Source organism: Haemophilus sp. SZY H53, from assembly GCF_054332375.1.
In genome coordinates, this window is sequence record NZ_JBTGNV010000010.1 from 1 (window position 1) to 15,488 (window position 15,488).

Sequence of the window (15,488 nt, forward strand, 5' to 3'; positions counted from 1 at the left end):
GCTGGGGTACTAGGATTCGAACCTAGGGATGCCGAGATCAAAACCCGGTGCCTTACCGCTTGGCGATACCCCAACTAAAATTCTTTGATTGGAAATAAAGAAGATTTTATTTAGATAGTATGGCTGGGGTACTAGGATTCGAACCTAGGGATGCCGAGATCAAAACCCGGTGCCTTACCGCTTGGCGATACCCCAACTACTATTTGACTGCAAGCTGATAAATGGTGCGGGACGAGGGACTTGAACCCACACACCTCTCGGCGCCAGAACCTAAATCTGGTGCGTCTACCAATTTCGCCAGTCCCGCAAACTTGGTGGCTACAGCGAGATTCGAACTTGCGACCCCAACATTATGAGTGTTGTGCTCTAACCAACTGAGCTATGTAGCCATCATTTGCTTTACCTTATCGGCTTTGCGGGGCGTATTATCCTGATTTAGTCCATTCTCGTCAATCATTTTTTTGCAAAAAACGTTTTTTTTGATTTAATTGATTATAAATAAAACGCTTTTGCTATTTTTTGTTCATATCAAGAACGGAGATCATTCCAACAAAACGCTTCCAATGCAAGGTGTTAAATTGCCCTGGAATGTACCAATTAGATATTGTTCCATCAAGATATAAGGCGTCATAACAACCTACTTTCAGCAACCCTTGGCTCAATGTATAAAGGTTAGGCTCACCTTTTATCGTCATTAAGAAAAGTAATTCATTCTGTTTCGTCAAACACACTGCATTACGCTTATGATAGCTTTCTAGGCTAGCTCGAAATTGCGGATTCATTTTTCCATGAATAATCAACATCGGGCCTGATTGCAACGCAAAATCAGGCTTGAGTTTGCTTTTCTGATACGCGACGGTTGTTAAAATGTAGGGCTTATTTCCTGCAATGGCGAATACCCCATTAGGCTGCACATGGAAATTACCTTTGCCTGATTTTGTATTTAACGCATTGAGCTCTTTTCCATGCTCAATCCATAATCCCGCTGGCGTATTATCCATGCTATAAATGCCTGCATTCATAATCATTTTCACGTTATAGCTAGGCTCTAAGGCATTTTTGAGACGCGTTAAACTTTGATAATCGTTACCTTCAGCATCCTTCCAATGTAGCTGTACTTCTTCGGGCTTTGCTTGAAAAATTCCGTAAGTAATATTGCCATCATCAAAGGTTCGGTATTCAGCTAGGGCTGATACACTCATCAGTAGCGATGAGCTACCTAAAAGTGCGGTCAAAAATTTAATCGTTTTTTTCATTTAAAGGATGGGTTAAATGCAAAGCATTTGAAAAGGCATGCAAGCCTTCCGCATTACCGGATTTCATCATGGCTTGCATGGTTTGGGTTGGCGCATGAATGAGTTTATTCATTAACTTATAACTCAATTCTTGCAGAATCTTTTCAGCATTCTCACCTTGTTGAATTTGGTGTAAGGCTTTTTCGAGTAATTCTTGGCGAGTATTCTCCGCCTCATTACGATAATGACGAATCAAATTAGAGAACTGATGAACCTTCAACCACTCAAAGAAATCCGTACATTCTTGTGTAATGATATCTTGCGCTTGCTCTGATGCTTGCTCACGTTGAGAAAGATTGCGTTGAATAATATCTTGCAAATCATCTACGGTGTAATGATACACACTTTCTAATTCCGAGACGTTTTCATCAATATCACGCGGCACCGCAATATCCACCATTAAAGTCGGTTTAAATTGGCGTGCTTTTTCCGCAATTTCAGCCATTGCTTTGGTGATTAAAACATTCGGACTGCCTGTTGAGCTGATGACAATATCCGCTTGATTTAACGGTGTTTGCAACTCATCGAGAGAATATACTTCAATCGGCGTATTGGAGGCTAAAGTCTCTACCAACTGTTCAGCGCGAGATAACGTGCGGTTAGCAATCATCAATTTTTTTACACCGTGGCGTAATAAATGACGGCTTACCAATTCAATAGTTTCCCCTGCCCCAACGAGCAAAATTTGTAATTCACGTAAAGATTCAAAAATTTGACGTGCCAAGCTACAAGCTGCATAAGCCACCGATACAGCGCTTTCACCAATATTGGTTTCAGTGCGTACACGTTTTGCCGTAGCAAAGGTTTTTTGGAACAAACGAGAAAGCGTGCTTGAAAGCGGAATATTCGCCGCTTGATAATAATCTTCACTGATTTGGAACGCTTGTTTCACCTGTCCTAAAATTTGCGGCTCACCCAAAATTAATGAATCCAAACCACAGGCCACGCGCATTAAATGATTTGCAGCTTGTTGATTTTGATGTGTGTAAATACTTTTATTTAATTCATCGACAGAAAGCTGATGAATACTAGCAAACCAATTTGTACAGTTCGTTTGCCATTGCTTACACTCTTGAGGCGAAATTTGACGATGGTGAAGATAAATCTCTGTACGGTTACAGGTAGAAAGAATAACTGCACTTTCGGCTAAATCTTGTTGATGAATTTGTTGTAAGGCAAACTGCCGCTTTTCTTCAGAAAAAGCGACTTTCTCACGAACAGCGACAGAAGCTGTTTTATGATTAATGCCTAGAACAAGAAGGGTCATAAAAATCTAATAAAAACAACCGCACTTTTATCAATATGCGACTTAAGTAGAAAGTAAAAGTTTCGCTATTTTAATGAATTGTTGGGAATTGAGCAAATTTCAAGAGAAAAAACTCAAACAAATAACTAAAACGAGTTAAAGCTTATCTTTCGCTAAACGCCATTGCGTAAATTCGTCTAAATTTTTTGCTTGTAAAAACGGGTTAATTTGTTTCTCTAATCCTATTGTTGTTGGCAAACTCGGTTTACCCTCAGCTCGATAACGTTCCACCAAAACACGTTGATTTTCAACCGCACTTTTATCCGCCAATACGGTTTTCGCAAAAGCTAAATTACCCAGCGTATATTCATGAGCCGGACAAACCACGGTTTCATCTGGTAATTGGTTAAAACGTTGCATAGATTCAAACATTTGAGCAAAATTTCCTGTAAATACGCGACCACAGCCTGCAGAAAATAACGCATCACCGCAAAATAGATGCCCATCCACCAAATAGCTGACATGCCCTGCCGTATGACCACCACTTGGCAAAACTTCAATATGATAATGTGCCGTATTAATCACACCACTCTCAACGATATTGGTTGCCCCTTTATTGGCACATTCTGTCGGACCGAAAACAGGCACATTAGGATAATATTGCTTAAACGCTGCGACACCTTGCACATGATCATCGTGATTATGGGTTAATAACACCGCTTCTACATCTAGCTTATTGGATTCTAAATACGGAATTAAACGGGTTATTTCTGGGATATCGATCACAATTACGGGGAAATTTTCTCGTCTATAAAGCCAAATATAGTTATCATTGAGTGCAGGAATAGGAACTAGCATAAATTACCTGATGAAAATAGGATTAACATTGAATTGGAAAGCCAAATGGCACAAACCACTTCGTTCACCTGAAAGCTGGAAAGAATTACCACAAGGCAATGTCTATTGTAACGTATTGACTCATTATTTTACAGAATGGACACCAAAAATTTTAGGCTATCAAATTCTGAAAGTCGGTGCCTTAAGTGGCGAAATTGCCTTTGACTTGCCTTTACGTCATCAAATTGTGTTAGCTGAAAAAACAGCGCATTTTCCTACCGCACTTTTAAATGAAAGTGATAGCTTGCTCCAAGCATCGCCATTAGCCTTGCCTTTTATTGAAAAAGAAATGGATGCCTGCTTGTTGGCAAACACCTTAAATTTTGCGCAAGATCCTCATCAAATATTGCGTGAAGCACATCGTGTTTTAAAGGATGACGGCTGGATTTTCATCACGTTATTTAATCCGATGAGTCCATTACTTTTCAAACCGAAATTAGGTGAGTTTAAATTCCGACAATATGCTACTTGGCGAGTCATTGACTGGCTATCGTTATTAAATTTTGATGTGATTGCAGAAGAAAGACTAGCCATAAAACAAGAAAAGAGTACGCTCTGCTCTCCGCTTACTGTAATCGTTGCCCAAAAACGAACTTATCCCTTAACACTGAATCCAGAGAAAGCGCGATCAAAAATGCCGGCGTTTTTAGAGCCGGCAGGTGCATTTAAAGAAATCAGAACAGAATGATTATTCTGTCACTTCTTTGATTACTGCAGAAGATGCATTATTCATTACAGACTCAACGCCTTTTTCTGCTGCAGCTTGAGAAGAATAATATTGGCTACGACCAATTTCTTGGTGGTTAGCCGCTTTTAAAATGAAGTAAGGTTTGTCATTTTTCGCTACGCGATATTCAAAGTTTTTCGCATCCACACCATTTTTTTGCACTGATGCAATGCCGTTTTCAGCTGATGCTTTTGTTTTGTAAAGTTCGCTAGTTAAAATAACTTGTCCGTTTGCTGCTTTTAAGTTGAACATAAATTGTCCGTCTTTAGCCACTTTTAATTCATAAAATCCTTGAGCCATGATGTCTCCCAATTGATTGATTTGTTTATAATTTTACCTACACAGAAAACGCCTTTCTGCGCCAAGCTAATTTACCCTTAAAAATCAAGGAAAACAAGCGCTAAAGCGTATAAATTTTATGCTTGATTAGCATCTCAAACTCCCCTATGATCCGAAAGTTTTTTATAACAGGAACAATTATGAACGGACAAACATTTATTCCTGGCAAAGATGCCGCACTTGAAGACAGTATTTCAAAATTTCAACAAAAATTGACCGCACTTGGTTTCAATATCGAAGAAGCCTCTTGGCTTAATCCTGTGCCAAATGTCTGGTCTGTACACATTCGTGATAAAGATTGCCCACAATGTTTTTCTAACGGTAAAGGCGCGAGTAAAAAAGCCGCATTAGCGTCTGCATTAGGTGAATATTTCGAACGTCTTTCCACCAACTATTTCTTTGCTGATTTCTATTTAGGGCAAGAGATTGCTAACGGTGATTTCGTCCACTATCCCACTGAAAAATGGTTTCCTATTGAAGATGACGCCCTTTTACCATTAGGGATTTTAGATGATTACTTATGGGATTATTTCGATCCAAATCAAGAACTAACCCCAGAATTGCTTGTGGATCTGCAATCCGGTAATTACGATCGTGGTATTGTTGCGATGCCTTATGTGCGTCAATCCGATCAAGAAACCGTCTATATTCCACAAAGTATCATTGCGAATTTATACGTCTCTAACGGGATGTCTGCCGGTAACACAAAAAATGAAGCTCGAGTGCAAGGGCTTTCAGAAGTTTTTGAACGTTACGTAAAAAATCGCATTATTGCAGAAGCAATCAGTCTTCCTGAAATTCCAAAATCCGTGATGGATCGCTATCCATCTATTCAAGCCTCTATTACAAAATTAGAGGAAGAAGGCTTCCCTATTTATGCCTTTGATGCGTCACTAGGTGGCAAATATCCTGTCATTTGCGTGGTATTGCTCAATCCAAATAATGGCACGTGCTTTGCTTCTTTTGGTGCACATCCGAATTTCCAAGTGGCATTAGAGCGTACCGTAACGGAGCTTTTACAAGGTCGCAGCTTAAAAGATCTGGATGTATTCTCGCCTCCATCATTCAATAATGATGATGTGGCAGAGCATGCTAACCTTGAAACACACTTTATTGATTCTAGCGGTTTAATTTCTTGGGATTTATTTAAAAATACGCCAGATTATGAATTTGTAGATTGGGATTTCTCAGGTTCAACGCAAGAAGAATATGAAAACTTGATGGCAATCTTTAATGCAGAGGAAAAAGAAGTCTATATCATGGATTACAACCATTTAGACGTTTACGCTTGCCGCATTATCGTACCAGGCATGTCTGATATCTATCCTGCTGATGACCTCATTTATGCCAATAATAATATGGGTATGGACTGGCGTGAGATCTTATTGGATCTACCGCACCATCATCATGATGCTGAAACTTATGAAGAATTATTAGCAGAATTAGATGAGCAAGATATTGACGATGCCACTCGTATTCGCGAATTTATCGGTATCGTTGCACCAAAAGCAAGCGGTTGGACAACATTACGTGTTGGTGAACTGAAATCCATGCTTTACTTAGCATTAGGTGAATTAGAATTAGCCTTAGATTGGGCAAACTGGACGATGAATATGAATAGCTCTGTATTTACACCAGAGCGTGCAAATTACTATCGTGCTTTAATCAGCATCATTGAATTGCATTTAGACAATACTCGCGATCCACTACAATATCGCAGTGCATTTGAAAGAATGTATGGTAAAGAAGCCGTTCAACAAGCTTGGGCTGCGGTGGCAGAAAAAGGTAACCCGTTCTATAACTTGCCAGCCAGTGATGAAACGCTTGAAAACTTTAAAGAACACCAAGCTTTACTTGGTGCCTATGCTAAACTACAAAAAGCCAAACGAGAAAATTGGAAATAGACGATTTTCTCTCAATCGTAAGGCGGACTTAATGTCTGCCTTATTTATTTCCGCATTAAAAAACTGCTTTAAAATCAACCGCACTTTTCACACAAAAACGCTTAAATTTATGCTATAATCCGTCACAATTTTTTGATCAAAAAAGGAATAAAAATGACGGATTCAATCCATTCCTCTATTACTCCAGTCAATATTGAAGAAGAACTCAAATCTTCTTACCTTGACTACGCCATGTCGGTGATTGTTGGGCGTGCTTTGCCCGACGTACGTGACGGTTTAAAACCGGTGCATCGACGTGTGCTTTTCTCCATGGATCAATCTGGCATCACTGCCGGCAAAAAATACGTAAAATCTGCCCGTGTGGTAGGTGATGTAATCGGTAAATATCACCCACACGGTGATTTTGCGGTGTATTACACCATTGTGCGCATGGCACAGCCGTTCTCATTGCGCTACATGTTGGTAGATGGGCAAGGTAACTTCGGTTCAATCGATGGTGACGCACCAGCGGCAATGCGTTATACCGAAGTCCGTATGCAAAAAATCACCCAAGCGTTATTAACTGACTTGGATAAAGAAACCGTGAATTTCTCGCCTAACTACGATGGCGAATTAATGATTCCGGATGTATTGCCAACCCGTATTCCTGCACTTTTAGCAAACGGTTCTTCCGGTATTGCGGTGGGGATGGCAACCAACATTCCACCGCATAACTTAAATGAAGTTTTAGATGGCTGCTTGGCTTATATTGATAACGAAAACATCACCATTGATGAATTAATGCAATATATCCCGGGCCCAGACTTTCCGACAGCGGCATTAATTAATGGCCGTAAAGGAATTGAAGAAGCTTATCGCACGGGGCGCGGCAAAGTGTATGTTCGTGCTCGTGCTAGCGTAGAAACAACGGATAAAGGCAAAGAGCAAATCATCGTGACCGAATTGCCTTATCAAGTGAACAAAGCGAAATTAGTGGAAAAAATTGCTGAGCTTATCAAAGATAAAAAAATCGAAGGTATCAGCAATATTATCGACCTTTCGAACAAAGAAGGGATCCGCATTGAAATCGACATCAAACGTGATGCGGTGGGTGAAGTAGTTTTAAATCACCTTTATGCCCTCACCCAAATGCAGGTGACCTTCGGGATCAACATGGTGGCCTTGGATCACGGTCAACCACGTTTATTCAACTTAAAACAAATCATTGAAGCCTTTGTGATGCACCGTCGCGAAGTGGTGATTCGCCGTTCTTTATTTGAATTACGCAAAGCCCGTGAGCGTACCCATATTTTAGAAGGTTTAGCGGTTGCAACATCAAATATCGATGAAATCATCGACATCATCCGTCAATCGAAAGAGCGTAAAGAAGCGGCAGAAAAATTAATCTCTCGCCCTTGGAAACTGAATAACGACATTTTAGGCTTGCTTGATGCGGCGGCACGTCCGGCTGAATTAGCGGCTGAATTTGGTATTCAAGGTTCTGATTACTATCTTTCTCCAGAACAAGTTGATGCAATCTTAGAACTTCGCTTACACCGTTTAACCGGTCTTGCTACCGAAGAAGTGATCAATGAATACAAAGAGTTATTGGTTAAAATTGCAGAACTTCTCCACATCATCAACAGCCCTGAGCGCTTGATGGAAGTGATTCGTGAAGAGCTTGAACAAGTACGTGCTCAATTCGCTGACGAACGTCGTACCGAAATTACTGCCGCTTCCGGTGATATTGATTTAGAAGATTTAATTGCTCAAGAAGATGTGGTAGTGACCCTTTCTCACGAAGGTTATGTGAAATATCAACCGCTTACCGACTACGAAGCACAACGTCGTGGTGGTAAAGGTAAATCCGCAACGAAGATGAAAGATGAAGACTTCATCGAAAAACTCTTAGTGGCGAATACTCACGATACAATTCTCTGTTTCTCGAGCCGTGGCCGCTTATATTGGTTGAAAGTCTATCAATTACCACAAGCGAGCCGTGGTGCGCGTGGTCGTCCGATTGTAAATATTCTACCGTTACAAGAAAACGAGCGTATCACCGCAATCCTACCAATCTCTGCTTATGAAGAAGATAAATTCGTTATCATGGCAACCGCTGGCGGTATTGTGAAGAAAATTGCGCTAACTGAATTCAGCCGTCCACGTTCAAGCGGAATCATCGCCTTGAACTTACGTGATGAAGATGAATTAATCGGTGTGGATATCACTGACGGTTCTAACGAAATCATGTTGTTCTCTTCTCAAGGTCGCGTGGTACGTTTCGCTGAAAGCGCAGTACGTGCAATGGGGCGTTTAGCAACAGGTGTACGCGGTATTAAACTCGCTCTCACCAACGACATCGCTGACGATGAAAGTGCGGTCGAAATTGAAGAGGTTTCTGACGATAATGCAGAAGAAACCCTCGATCTCAACATCGATAAAGTGGTTTCCTTAGTTGTACCGAAAAATGATGGTGCAATTCTTACCGCGACACAAAATGGTTACGGTAAACGCACGCAATTAAGCGAATACCCAACCAAATCCCGTAATACCAAAGGGGTGATTTCGATTAAAGTGAGCGAACGTAACGGTAAAGTCGTTGCCGCGACACAAGTAGAAGAAACCGACCAAATTATGCTTATCACTGATGCGGGTACCTTAGTACGTACCCGTGTAAGTGAAGTGAGTATCGTTGGCCGTAACACCCAAGGGGTTCGTTTAATTCGTACTGCAGAAGATGAGCACGTAGTCAGTCTTGAACGTGTTTGTGATGTGGATGATGAAGACGAAGGCACTGAAGATGTGACTTCTGAAGAATAATTGATCTTCCATTAAATAAAAGCTCCGCGTTTTGATTCGCGGGGCTTTTTATTGGCATCTAAAAATCTCTTTTAGAGATCTATTCTATTGATGAAAACGACTCGCCTTCCTCTAACTCATCAGCCATTGCAGCCAAAATTTCACGGGTTAAATACGCTAATGAACGATAGAAAGGAAGTGTTGCATAAGTTTCCACTTGGGTTAAGAATTTCGCTGCACAAGGTAATAAGAAATCACCGAATAAATCTTGTTGAGCAGATAGCGATTCCGTGTTGTCTTCTAACCAAGAAGCCGTAAGCAATAACAAAGCGAAATGATCCACATTCTCTGCCTCAGGTACATTACGCGCATGACGAAAATCCACAAAACGTTGCACATCCATATCATAACTAGAAATAGCCGTTGGTACGTTACCGTTTGGGCCAAACAATTTTTGATATTCTTGATCAAGCAACGTTAAATCAATTTTCATTTGTAAATTATCAATGGCTGCTTCGCTTTCTTTATCCGTAGAAAGTGCCCACACTTGACTTAACCCTTGTTGCTGTAACCAATCAAATACCCCACTCAAAATTGGATCTGTGGGGCTGCGATAAAATAAATTGCCAAATAGGCGGCTTATTAAAGAAAAATTATTCACTTGAGTTTCTGACATCTATTTGCTTTCCTATGATTGTGCTCACGATTGAGCTAAAAGTGCGGTCAATTTTGCCGTTGTTTTTTCGGTAGCTTCGTCAAGCATCGCTTGCCGAGCAGCATTATCGATAATATGAATATCCCCAAACAGGGTGTAATCCACATTCTCGATACCGCAATAATTAAATAAACCATTGATCAAACAATGATTAAGAGATTTATCCACGCCGTATTCTTGATATTTTGCTACGCTACTCCCTATAGTGATAAATTGTTGCATCACTTTACCTTGAAGCAGACCTTTGGATTCACCATTTTCTGTTTTATAAGCAAAACCATGGCTTAATACACGATCCAAATAGCCTTTTAGCATTGCAGGAAAACCCATCCACCATAAAGGATAAACCATCGTAATCAAATCTGCTTGGCGAATAAACTCATGCTCTTGCTGAATTTCTACCGGAATAATCCCTTTATTGGCCGATTGTAATTCTTCAAAGGAAATAATCGGATTAAATTCCATGGTGTAAAGATCGCGCAAATGGGTTTCAACACCAAGCTGTTGGCTTGCTTTTACAATGCGATCCACGATGGCGCGACCAAAACTTTTTTGGCTATTGGGATGTGCAAAAATAATTAAATGATTCATTCTGTGACCTTTTTCACTAACAATGTGATGCCATCAACGCGTTCTACTACCACAAGATCGTTCACTGTTAAATGCTCGCCTTGAATACGCCATGTGGTATCGCCAAAGGCACCACGACCAATCCCGTTAGAACCGATTTCTAATACCGTGCCTTTTTTACCTAACAAAGTATGATCTCGTTGATTTAAGGTTGTACGTGATTGATCCTGATTATCTTTGCTATGTTGGTATTTCCACCAAAGCAGCGAGAGAATAATCGCTAAAATCGCATAAAAAACGGCTAAAGCGGTTAAGGATAAACTTGGCACCAACGCCATCACGCCAGCAGCCACAATCGCGGCCAAGCCCCACCACAATAAAAATACGCCAGGTACGAGGGTTTCAGCGATTAATAATACAAAACCTAATACTAACCAATGCCACACCGACCAAGTTGTCAACCAATCTGCCATATCAACTCCTTGAGAGAAAAAGTGCGGTCATTTTTAACCGCACTTTAGGAAATTATGCTTTTTTGTCGCCTTTTAACAGTTCGGCAATGCCCGCTACCGAGCCGATTAAATTGCCGGCTTCAAGCGGCATCATAACCACTTTGCTATTCGGTGAACCACCGATTTGTTTTAAGGCTTCTGTATATTTTTGTGCGATGAAGTAATTGATTGCTTTGGTATCACCGCTAGCAATCGCTTCTGACACCATTTGAGTTGCTTTCGCTTCCGCTTCTGCCGCACGTTCACGCGCTTCTGCTTGTAAGAAAGCTTCTTGACGCTCCCCTTCCGCTTTCAGAATTCGGGCTTGTTTTTCCCCTTCGGCACGTAAAATTTCCGCCTGACGAATACCTTCCGCTTCCAACACTTCCGCACGTTTATTACGTTCCGCTTTCATTTGTGCATTCATGGAATCAATCAATTCACGTGGTGGACGCACATCACGAATTTCAATACGGGTGACTTTAATCCCCCAAGGATTGGTCGCTTCATCCACAATTGCCAATAAACGGCCATTAATGGAATCACGTTGAGAAAGCATTTCATCCAACTCCATCGAACCTAATACAGTACGAATGTTGGTCATGGTTAAATTGATAATTGCTTGTTCCAAATGATTTACTTCATAAGCTGCACTGCGAGCATCAATCACCTGTACAAAACAAACCGCATCAATGGATACGTTCGCGTTATCCTTAGAAATAACTTCTTGTGAGGGAATATCTAATACCTGTTCCATCATATTGATCTTACGACCAACACGATCCACAAACGGCACCACAAAGTTCAAGCCCGGCATTAAGGTGTGGGTATAACGCCCAAAACGCTCAATCGTCCAGTTGTAACCTTGCGGTACGGTTTTAAGTGCCGAAAATAGCACAACAACGGCTAATACAATAAAGACGATTGCGGCAATAGATAAGCCTTCCATAGATTGCTCCTTAATGATGAGGAAATATAAGAAAAGTCTATCAAATTAGACCGCACTTTGTATATAAATATATTTATCGTTTTCTCTTATAAATTCAAAAAGATGCGTAATGCAATTCGGGGCATCTAAATCTTGATGAGAGACAAATAAAAGTTGGGTTTTACTATTATTGACCAGTTGCTCAATAAAATTTTTTACGAGCTTGCGATTTAATCCATCAAGCCCTTGAAAAGGTTCATCTAAAATCAAAACAGGTGGATATTTCACCATCGCACGAGTAATGAGCAATAAACGTTGCTGTCCCCAAGAAAGTGAACGAAATGGCTTTTTGGCTAAATGAGTCAGATTTAAACGAGCTAACCACTGCATGGCTTTTAAACGAATTGCCTCTGGCACTTGTTGATAAATCCCAATACTATCAAAAAAGCCTGAAATAATGACATCTAGCACGGAACAATTCACACGATAATCTAAATGCAGTTGGCTGCTTACGTAGCCAATTTTTTGTTTAATATCCCAAATGGTTTCACCTGATCCACGTTGTTTACCAAAGATCACTACATGATTCGCAAATGCTTGAGGATGATCACCTGTAATTAACGAAAGTAACGTAGACTTTCCTGCGCCATTAGGTCCTTTAATCCACCAATTTTGATTTGGCTGAACAACCCAGTTTAACTGCTCCAAAATGACTTTATCGCCATACTGGACCGTGACATTTTTAAGCTCAAAGTGCGGTTGGTTTTCAGGCAATTTTAGTAATGGTGAGGCTGGCTCAGGCAAAGCTACATCAACAGACTGTTCCGCATAAACTAATTGTTGATAAATACTTTGTTGCTCAATGAATTGGCGTTCACCTTCTAATACTAACTCTAAATTTTCCAACATGGCTAAATGAGTCGCTTCAGCAGGAATATCGGCCAAACGATTAACAATTAGAACAATTGCACATTCTTTTTTCAGTTCGTTTAACATCGTCATCCAATCTTGCACAGATTGTTGATCTAGCCCTTCAAAAGGCTCATCTAAAATCAACAAATCAGGCTTTTGTAATAACGCTTGTGCCAATAACACTTTACGCGTTTCCCCAGTAGAAAGTTTGATAAAGAAACGATCTAAGAGATAAGTAATTCCTAATTTTTCTGCAATTTGTTCACAAAAAGTAAGCGCCGTACTACCATTTAAAATGGTTTCTCTTGCTGTTTGACCAAAAAAATCGGGATCGGTATCATCGTTATTTAAGTTCTTTAATGTCGCTTCAAGAATTTCTCGTTGTTTTTCAAAAGAAAAGAAGTGAACACGTTTAAAGGAATTATAGTACTCCCCTTCCTGTAAAGGCAACTCATTTTGCAAGGCTAAAGCAAACGCCGATTTCCCACTCCCATTGCTCCCCACCACAACCCAATATTGCTGTGGCTCAATCGCAAAGTGCGGTAAGTTTAAGGCCTGTTTTTGATGAAGTTCAAATTTTGCTTGCTGAATTAAAAGTGTCATTCTCTTTCCCTTAAAAACAAAAGGCGAGCAATTGCCCGCCTTGTTAGATGAATTTAATTAACCGTTTTTACGCTCTTCTTCGATACATACTGCCGCAGTAAATAGTACATCAGTTGAAGAGTTAAGTGCAGTTTCTGTTGAGTCTTGTAAGATACCGATAACAAAACCGACACCGATCATTTGAGCTGCAATGTCATCATTAATACCGAATAAGCTACAAGCTAATGGGATTAACAATAATGAACCACCTGCCACACCAGACGCTCCACACGCACAAAGCGCAGCAACAATACTTAATAACAGCGCACTAATGAAAGAGACTTCGATACCTAATGTATGAACAGCTGCTAGCGTTAATACAGTAATGGTAATTGCCGCCCCCGCCATATTGATATTTGCACCCAATGGAATCGCCACAGAATAGGTTTCTTCATCAAGATTTAAGCGTTTTGCTAATTCAATGTTTACAGGAATGTTTGCTGCAGAACTACGCGTAAAGAATGCAGTTACACCACTTTCGCGTACACAAGTCCACACTAATGGATATGGATTACGACGAATTTTCCAATAAACGAGAATGGGGTTAAGTACAAAGGCTGTAAATAACATTGTACCAATTAACACGAATAATAAATGAACATATCCACCTAACGCAGATAAGCCTTTGTCAGATAATGTTTCAGCTACTAAACCGAATACACCGAAAGGTGCAAATGAAATAATCACGTGAACAATTTTAGAAATGCCTTCTGCAAAATCAGCCACCACTTGTTTTGTTGCATCTGATGCATGACGAAGGGCTAAACCTAAACCGATAGACCACGCTAAAACACCGATAAAGTTTGCTTTGAAAATTGCATTTAATGGGTTATCAACCACGTTCAATACTAAAGCAAGCATCACTTGGCCAATAGATTGAGGCGCAGAGCTCGCATCTTCTTTTACCGCAAGCGCTACATCTGATGGGAATGCCATACTTGCCACTACCGCAGCAACAGCGGCTAAGAAAGTTCCCACAAGATAAAGCACGACAATTTCTTTCATATTGCTTTTAGAACCCACTTTCTTATTAGCCAGTGCAGCCATAACAAGGAAGAAAATCAAAATTGGTGCAACTGCACGCAATGCTTTCACAAAAATTTGACCTAACACACCAAAGCTAGATGCAAGATCTATACCTGCTGAATTTTTTACATTCTCATTCACCAACGCAACAAGGATCCCGAGTACCAAACCAATAGCAATTCGTTTTACCAAATTACCTTGAAACAAAAAATGAAATAAACGTGATGTATTCATAATAGTTTTAAATGAAGATTAAGTTGAACCTCAGATCGTTACGATCCACCGAAACAGAGTAAAGATAGCTTAAATTTTGTTTAAAAGAAAATTTTTTCTTTATTATTTTGTTAAAAAATTGAACTTTTTAAGATTGGAATGAATTTTTTCTAAAATTTCCGCCTATAAAAAAATTTTTTCTATGCCCTATTGACATACTGTATTTAACTACAGTATATTGCACCTGTATAAACAACCAATGATTAAAAATACACTAACTAAAAGGAACACAAGATGATGAACTACGCAAATACAGTTGCACAAAATGATATGACGTTTTCTTATCATCCTATGCCATTTTTCAATGATGTTGAAAGTAAATCGACATTTAATAAAAAATTAGATCTCAACCTTTATTGCATAAAACGTCCACAACAAACTTGCTTCATTCGTGTTACCAATCCGAATATGCTTGCTTGGGGAATTGAAATGGGCGATATGTTAGTGGTTGAAAAAAATGACAGCCTTTTCATTGGTGATCTTGTAGTATTAGAAAAACAAGATGAATTCCATATTTATGAATTTGCCGGCGTAAGCGGTAATGAATTTGTATTCATGGCATTAGATTCTAAAGTGGAAAATATTAAAACAACACAATGGACAAACCTTCCATTAGTTGGCACGGTAACGAATACCATCCATCAAATGAAACCAAGAAGAGACTTAATGAAATTTGCGGCTTAAGCCAATAAATGATCTACGTAAAGAAAAAATGCGGTTAAAATTAACCGCACTTTTTTGTTGA

At 39.9% G+C, this 15,488-nt stretch carries 14 protein-coding genes and 4 tRNA genes; 4 read left to right on the plus strand and 14 right to left on the minus strand.

What is annotated here, in order from left to right:
* Window position 1: 1 nt before the first annotated feature.
* The 7 genes from ACXVWB_RS09305 to gloB form a co-directional block, all read right to left on the minus strand.
* Window positions 2-73 (minus strand) — tRNA-Gln (locus ACXVWB_RS09305).
* Between the two features lie 47 nt (window positions 74-120).
* Window positions 121-195 (minus strand) — tRNA-Gln (locus tag ACXVWB_RS09310).
* Between the two features lie 27 nt (window positions 196-222).
* A tRNA-Leu gene (locus ACXVWB_RS09315) sits at window positions 223-307 on the minus strand.
* Window positions 308-312: 5 nt separating this feature from the next.
* Window positions 313-389 (minus strand) — tRNA-Met (locus tag ACXVWB_RS09320).
* 123 nt (window positions 390-512) lie between these two features.
* A complete protein-coding gene (locus ACXVWB_RS09325) occupies window positions 513-1,256 on the minus strand; it encodes a phosphodiester glycosidase family protein (RefSeq protein WP_458485331.1) in 744 nt (247 codons plus the stop codon).
* Window positions 1,240-2,562: a glutamyl-tRNA reductase gene (gene hemA, locus ACXVWB_RS09330; protein WP_458485332.1), complete on the minus strand. Its 1,323-nt coding sequence runs from the start codon at window positions 2,560-2,562 to the stop codon at window positions 1,240-1,242. The genes ACXVWB_RS09325 and hemA overlap by 17 nt, the downstream gene beginning before the upstream one ends.
* Before the next feature lie 135 nt (window positions 2,563-2,697).
* Complete coding sequence (gene gloB / locus ACXVWB_RS09335) at window positions 2,698-3,399, minus strand: hydroxyacylglutathione hydrolase (RefSeq protein ID WP_458485333.1); 702 nt, start codon at window positions 3,397-3,399, stop codon at window positions 2,698-2,700.
* 10 nt (window positions 3,400-3,409) lie between these two features.
* Here gloB and ACXVWB_RS09340 point away from each other — a divergent pair, with 10 nt between their 5' ends.
* Window positions 3,410-4,126, plus strand: a complete 717-nt coding sequence (locus tag ACXVWB_RS09340; RefSeq protein WP_289902440.1) for a class I SAM-dependent methyltransferase — start codon at window positions 3,410-3,412, stop codon at window positions 4,124-4,126.
* On the opposite strand, the gene ACXVWB_RS09345 is transcribed toward ACXVWB_RS09340, so the two are convergent.
* The gene (locus ACXVWB_RS09345) at window positions 4,127-4,465 is read right to left on the minus strand and encodes a YegP family protein (protein WP_049381360.1); all 339 of its coding nucleotides are present in this window, start codon (window positions 4,463-4,465) and stop codon (window positions 4,127-4,129) included. It lies immediately after the preceding gene.
* Window positions 4,466-4,644: 179 nt separating this feature from the next.
* On the opposite strand from ACXVWB_RS09345, the gene ycaO reads away from it, so the two are divergent.
* Window positions 4,645-6,408, plus strand: coding sequence for a 30S ribosomal protein S12 methylthiotransferase accessory factor YcaO (gene ycaO / locus ACXVWB_RS09350; RefSeq protein ID WP_289902441.1), 1,764 nt, complete (start codon window positions 4,645-4,647; stop codon window positions 6,406-6,408).
* A 153-nt stretch (window positions 6,409-6,561) separates the two neighbouring features.
* On the plus strand, window positions 6,562-9,207 hold the full coding sequence (gene gyrA, locus ACXVWB_RS09355) for a DNA topoisomerase (ATP-hydrolyzing) subunit A (protein WP_289902442.1): 2,646 nt from the start codon (window positions 6,562-6,564) through the stop codon (window positions 9,205-9,207).
* 79 nt (window positions 9,208-9,286) lie between these two features.
* On the opposite strand, the gene ACXVWB_RS09360 is transcribed toward gyrA, so the two are convergent.
* Genes ACXVWB_RS09360 through sstT form a run of 6 tightly spaced genes read right to left on the minus strand, consistent with a single transcriptional unit; the run spans window position 9,287 to window position 14,704 of the window.
* A complete protein-coding gene (locus tag ACXVWB_RS09360) occupies window positions 9,287-9,862 on the minus strand; it encodes a TorD/DmsD family molecular chaperone (protein ID WP_308602917.1) in 576 nt (191 codons plus the stop codon).
* A gap of 24 nt (window positions 9,863-9,886) precedes the next feature.
* The gene (locus ACXVWB_RS09365; RefSeq protein WP_458485334.1) at window positions 9,887-10,492 is read right to left on the minus strand and encodes an NAD(P)H-dependent oxidoreductase; all 606 of its coding nucleotides are present in this window, start codon (window positions 10,490-10,492) and stop codon (window positions 9,887-9,889) included.
* Window positions 10,489-10,944 carry an NfeD family protein gene (locus ACXVWB_RS09370; protein WP_014065643.1) on the minus strand — a complete coding sequence of 152 codons (456 nt, stop codon included), beginning with the start codon at window positions 10,942-10,944 and terminating at the stop codon, window positions 10,489-10,491. The genes ACXVWB_RS09365 and ACXVWB_RS09370 overlap by 4 nt, the downstream gene beginning before the upstream one ends.
* Window positions 10,945-10,996: 52 nt before the next feature.
* A complete protein-coding gene (locus ACXVWB_RS09375; RefSeq protein ID WP_049355362.1) occupies window positions 10,997-11,911 on the minus strand; it encodes an SPFH domain-containing protein in 915 nt (304 codons plus the stop codon).
* A 45-nt stretch (window positions 11,912-11,956) separates the two neighbouring features.
* Window positions 11,957-13,405, minus strand: coding sequence for a molybdate ABC transporter ATP-binding protein ModF (gene modF / locus ACXVWB_RS09380; protein ID WP_458485335.1), 1,449 nt, complete (start codon window positions 13,403-13,405; stop codon window positions 11,957-11,959).
* Between the two features lie 57 nt (window positions 13,406-13,462).
* Window positions 13,463-14,704 carry a serine/threonine transporter SstT gene (gene sstT / locus ACXVWB_RS09385; protein WP_049355364.1) on the minus strand — a complete coding sequence of 414 codons (1,242 nt, stop codon included), beginning with the start codon at window positions 14,702-14,704 and terminating at the stop codon, window positions 13,463-13,465.
* A gap of 273 nt (window positions 14,705-14,977) precedes the next feature.
* Here sstT and ACXVWB_RS09390 point away from each other — a divergent pair, with 273 nt between their 5' ends.
* The gene (locus tag ACXVWB_RS09390) at window positions 14,978-15,427 is read left to right on the plus strand and encodes a LexA family protein (protein ID WP_075875252.1); all 450 of its coding nucleotides are present in this window, start codon (window positions 14,978-14,980) and stop codon (window positions 15,425-15,427) included.
* Window positions 15,428-15,488: the final 61 nt, after the last annotated feature.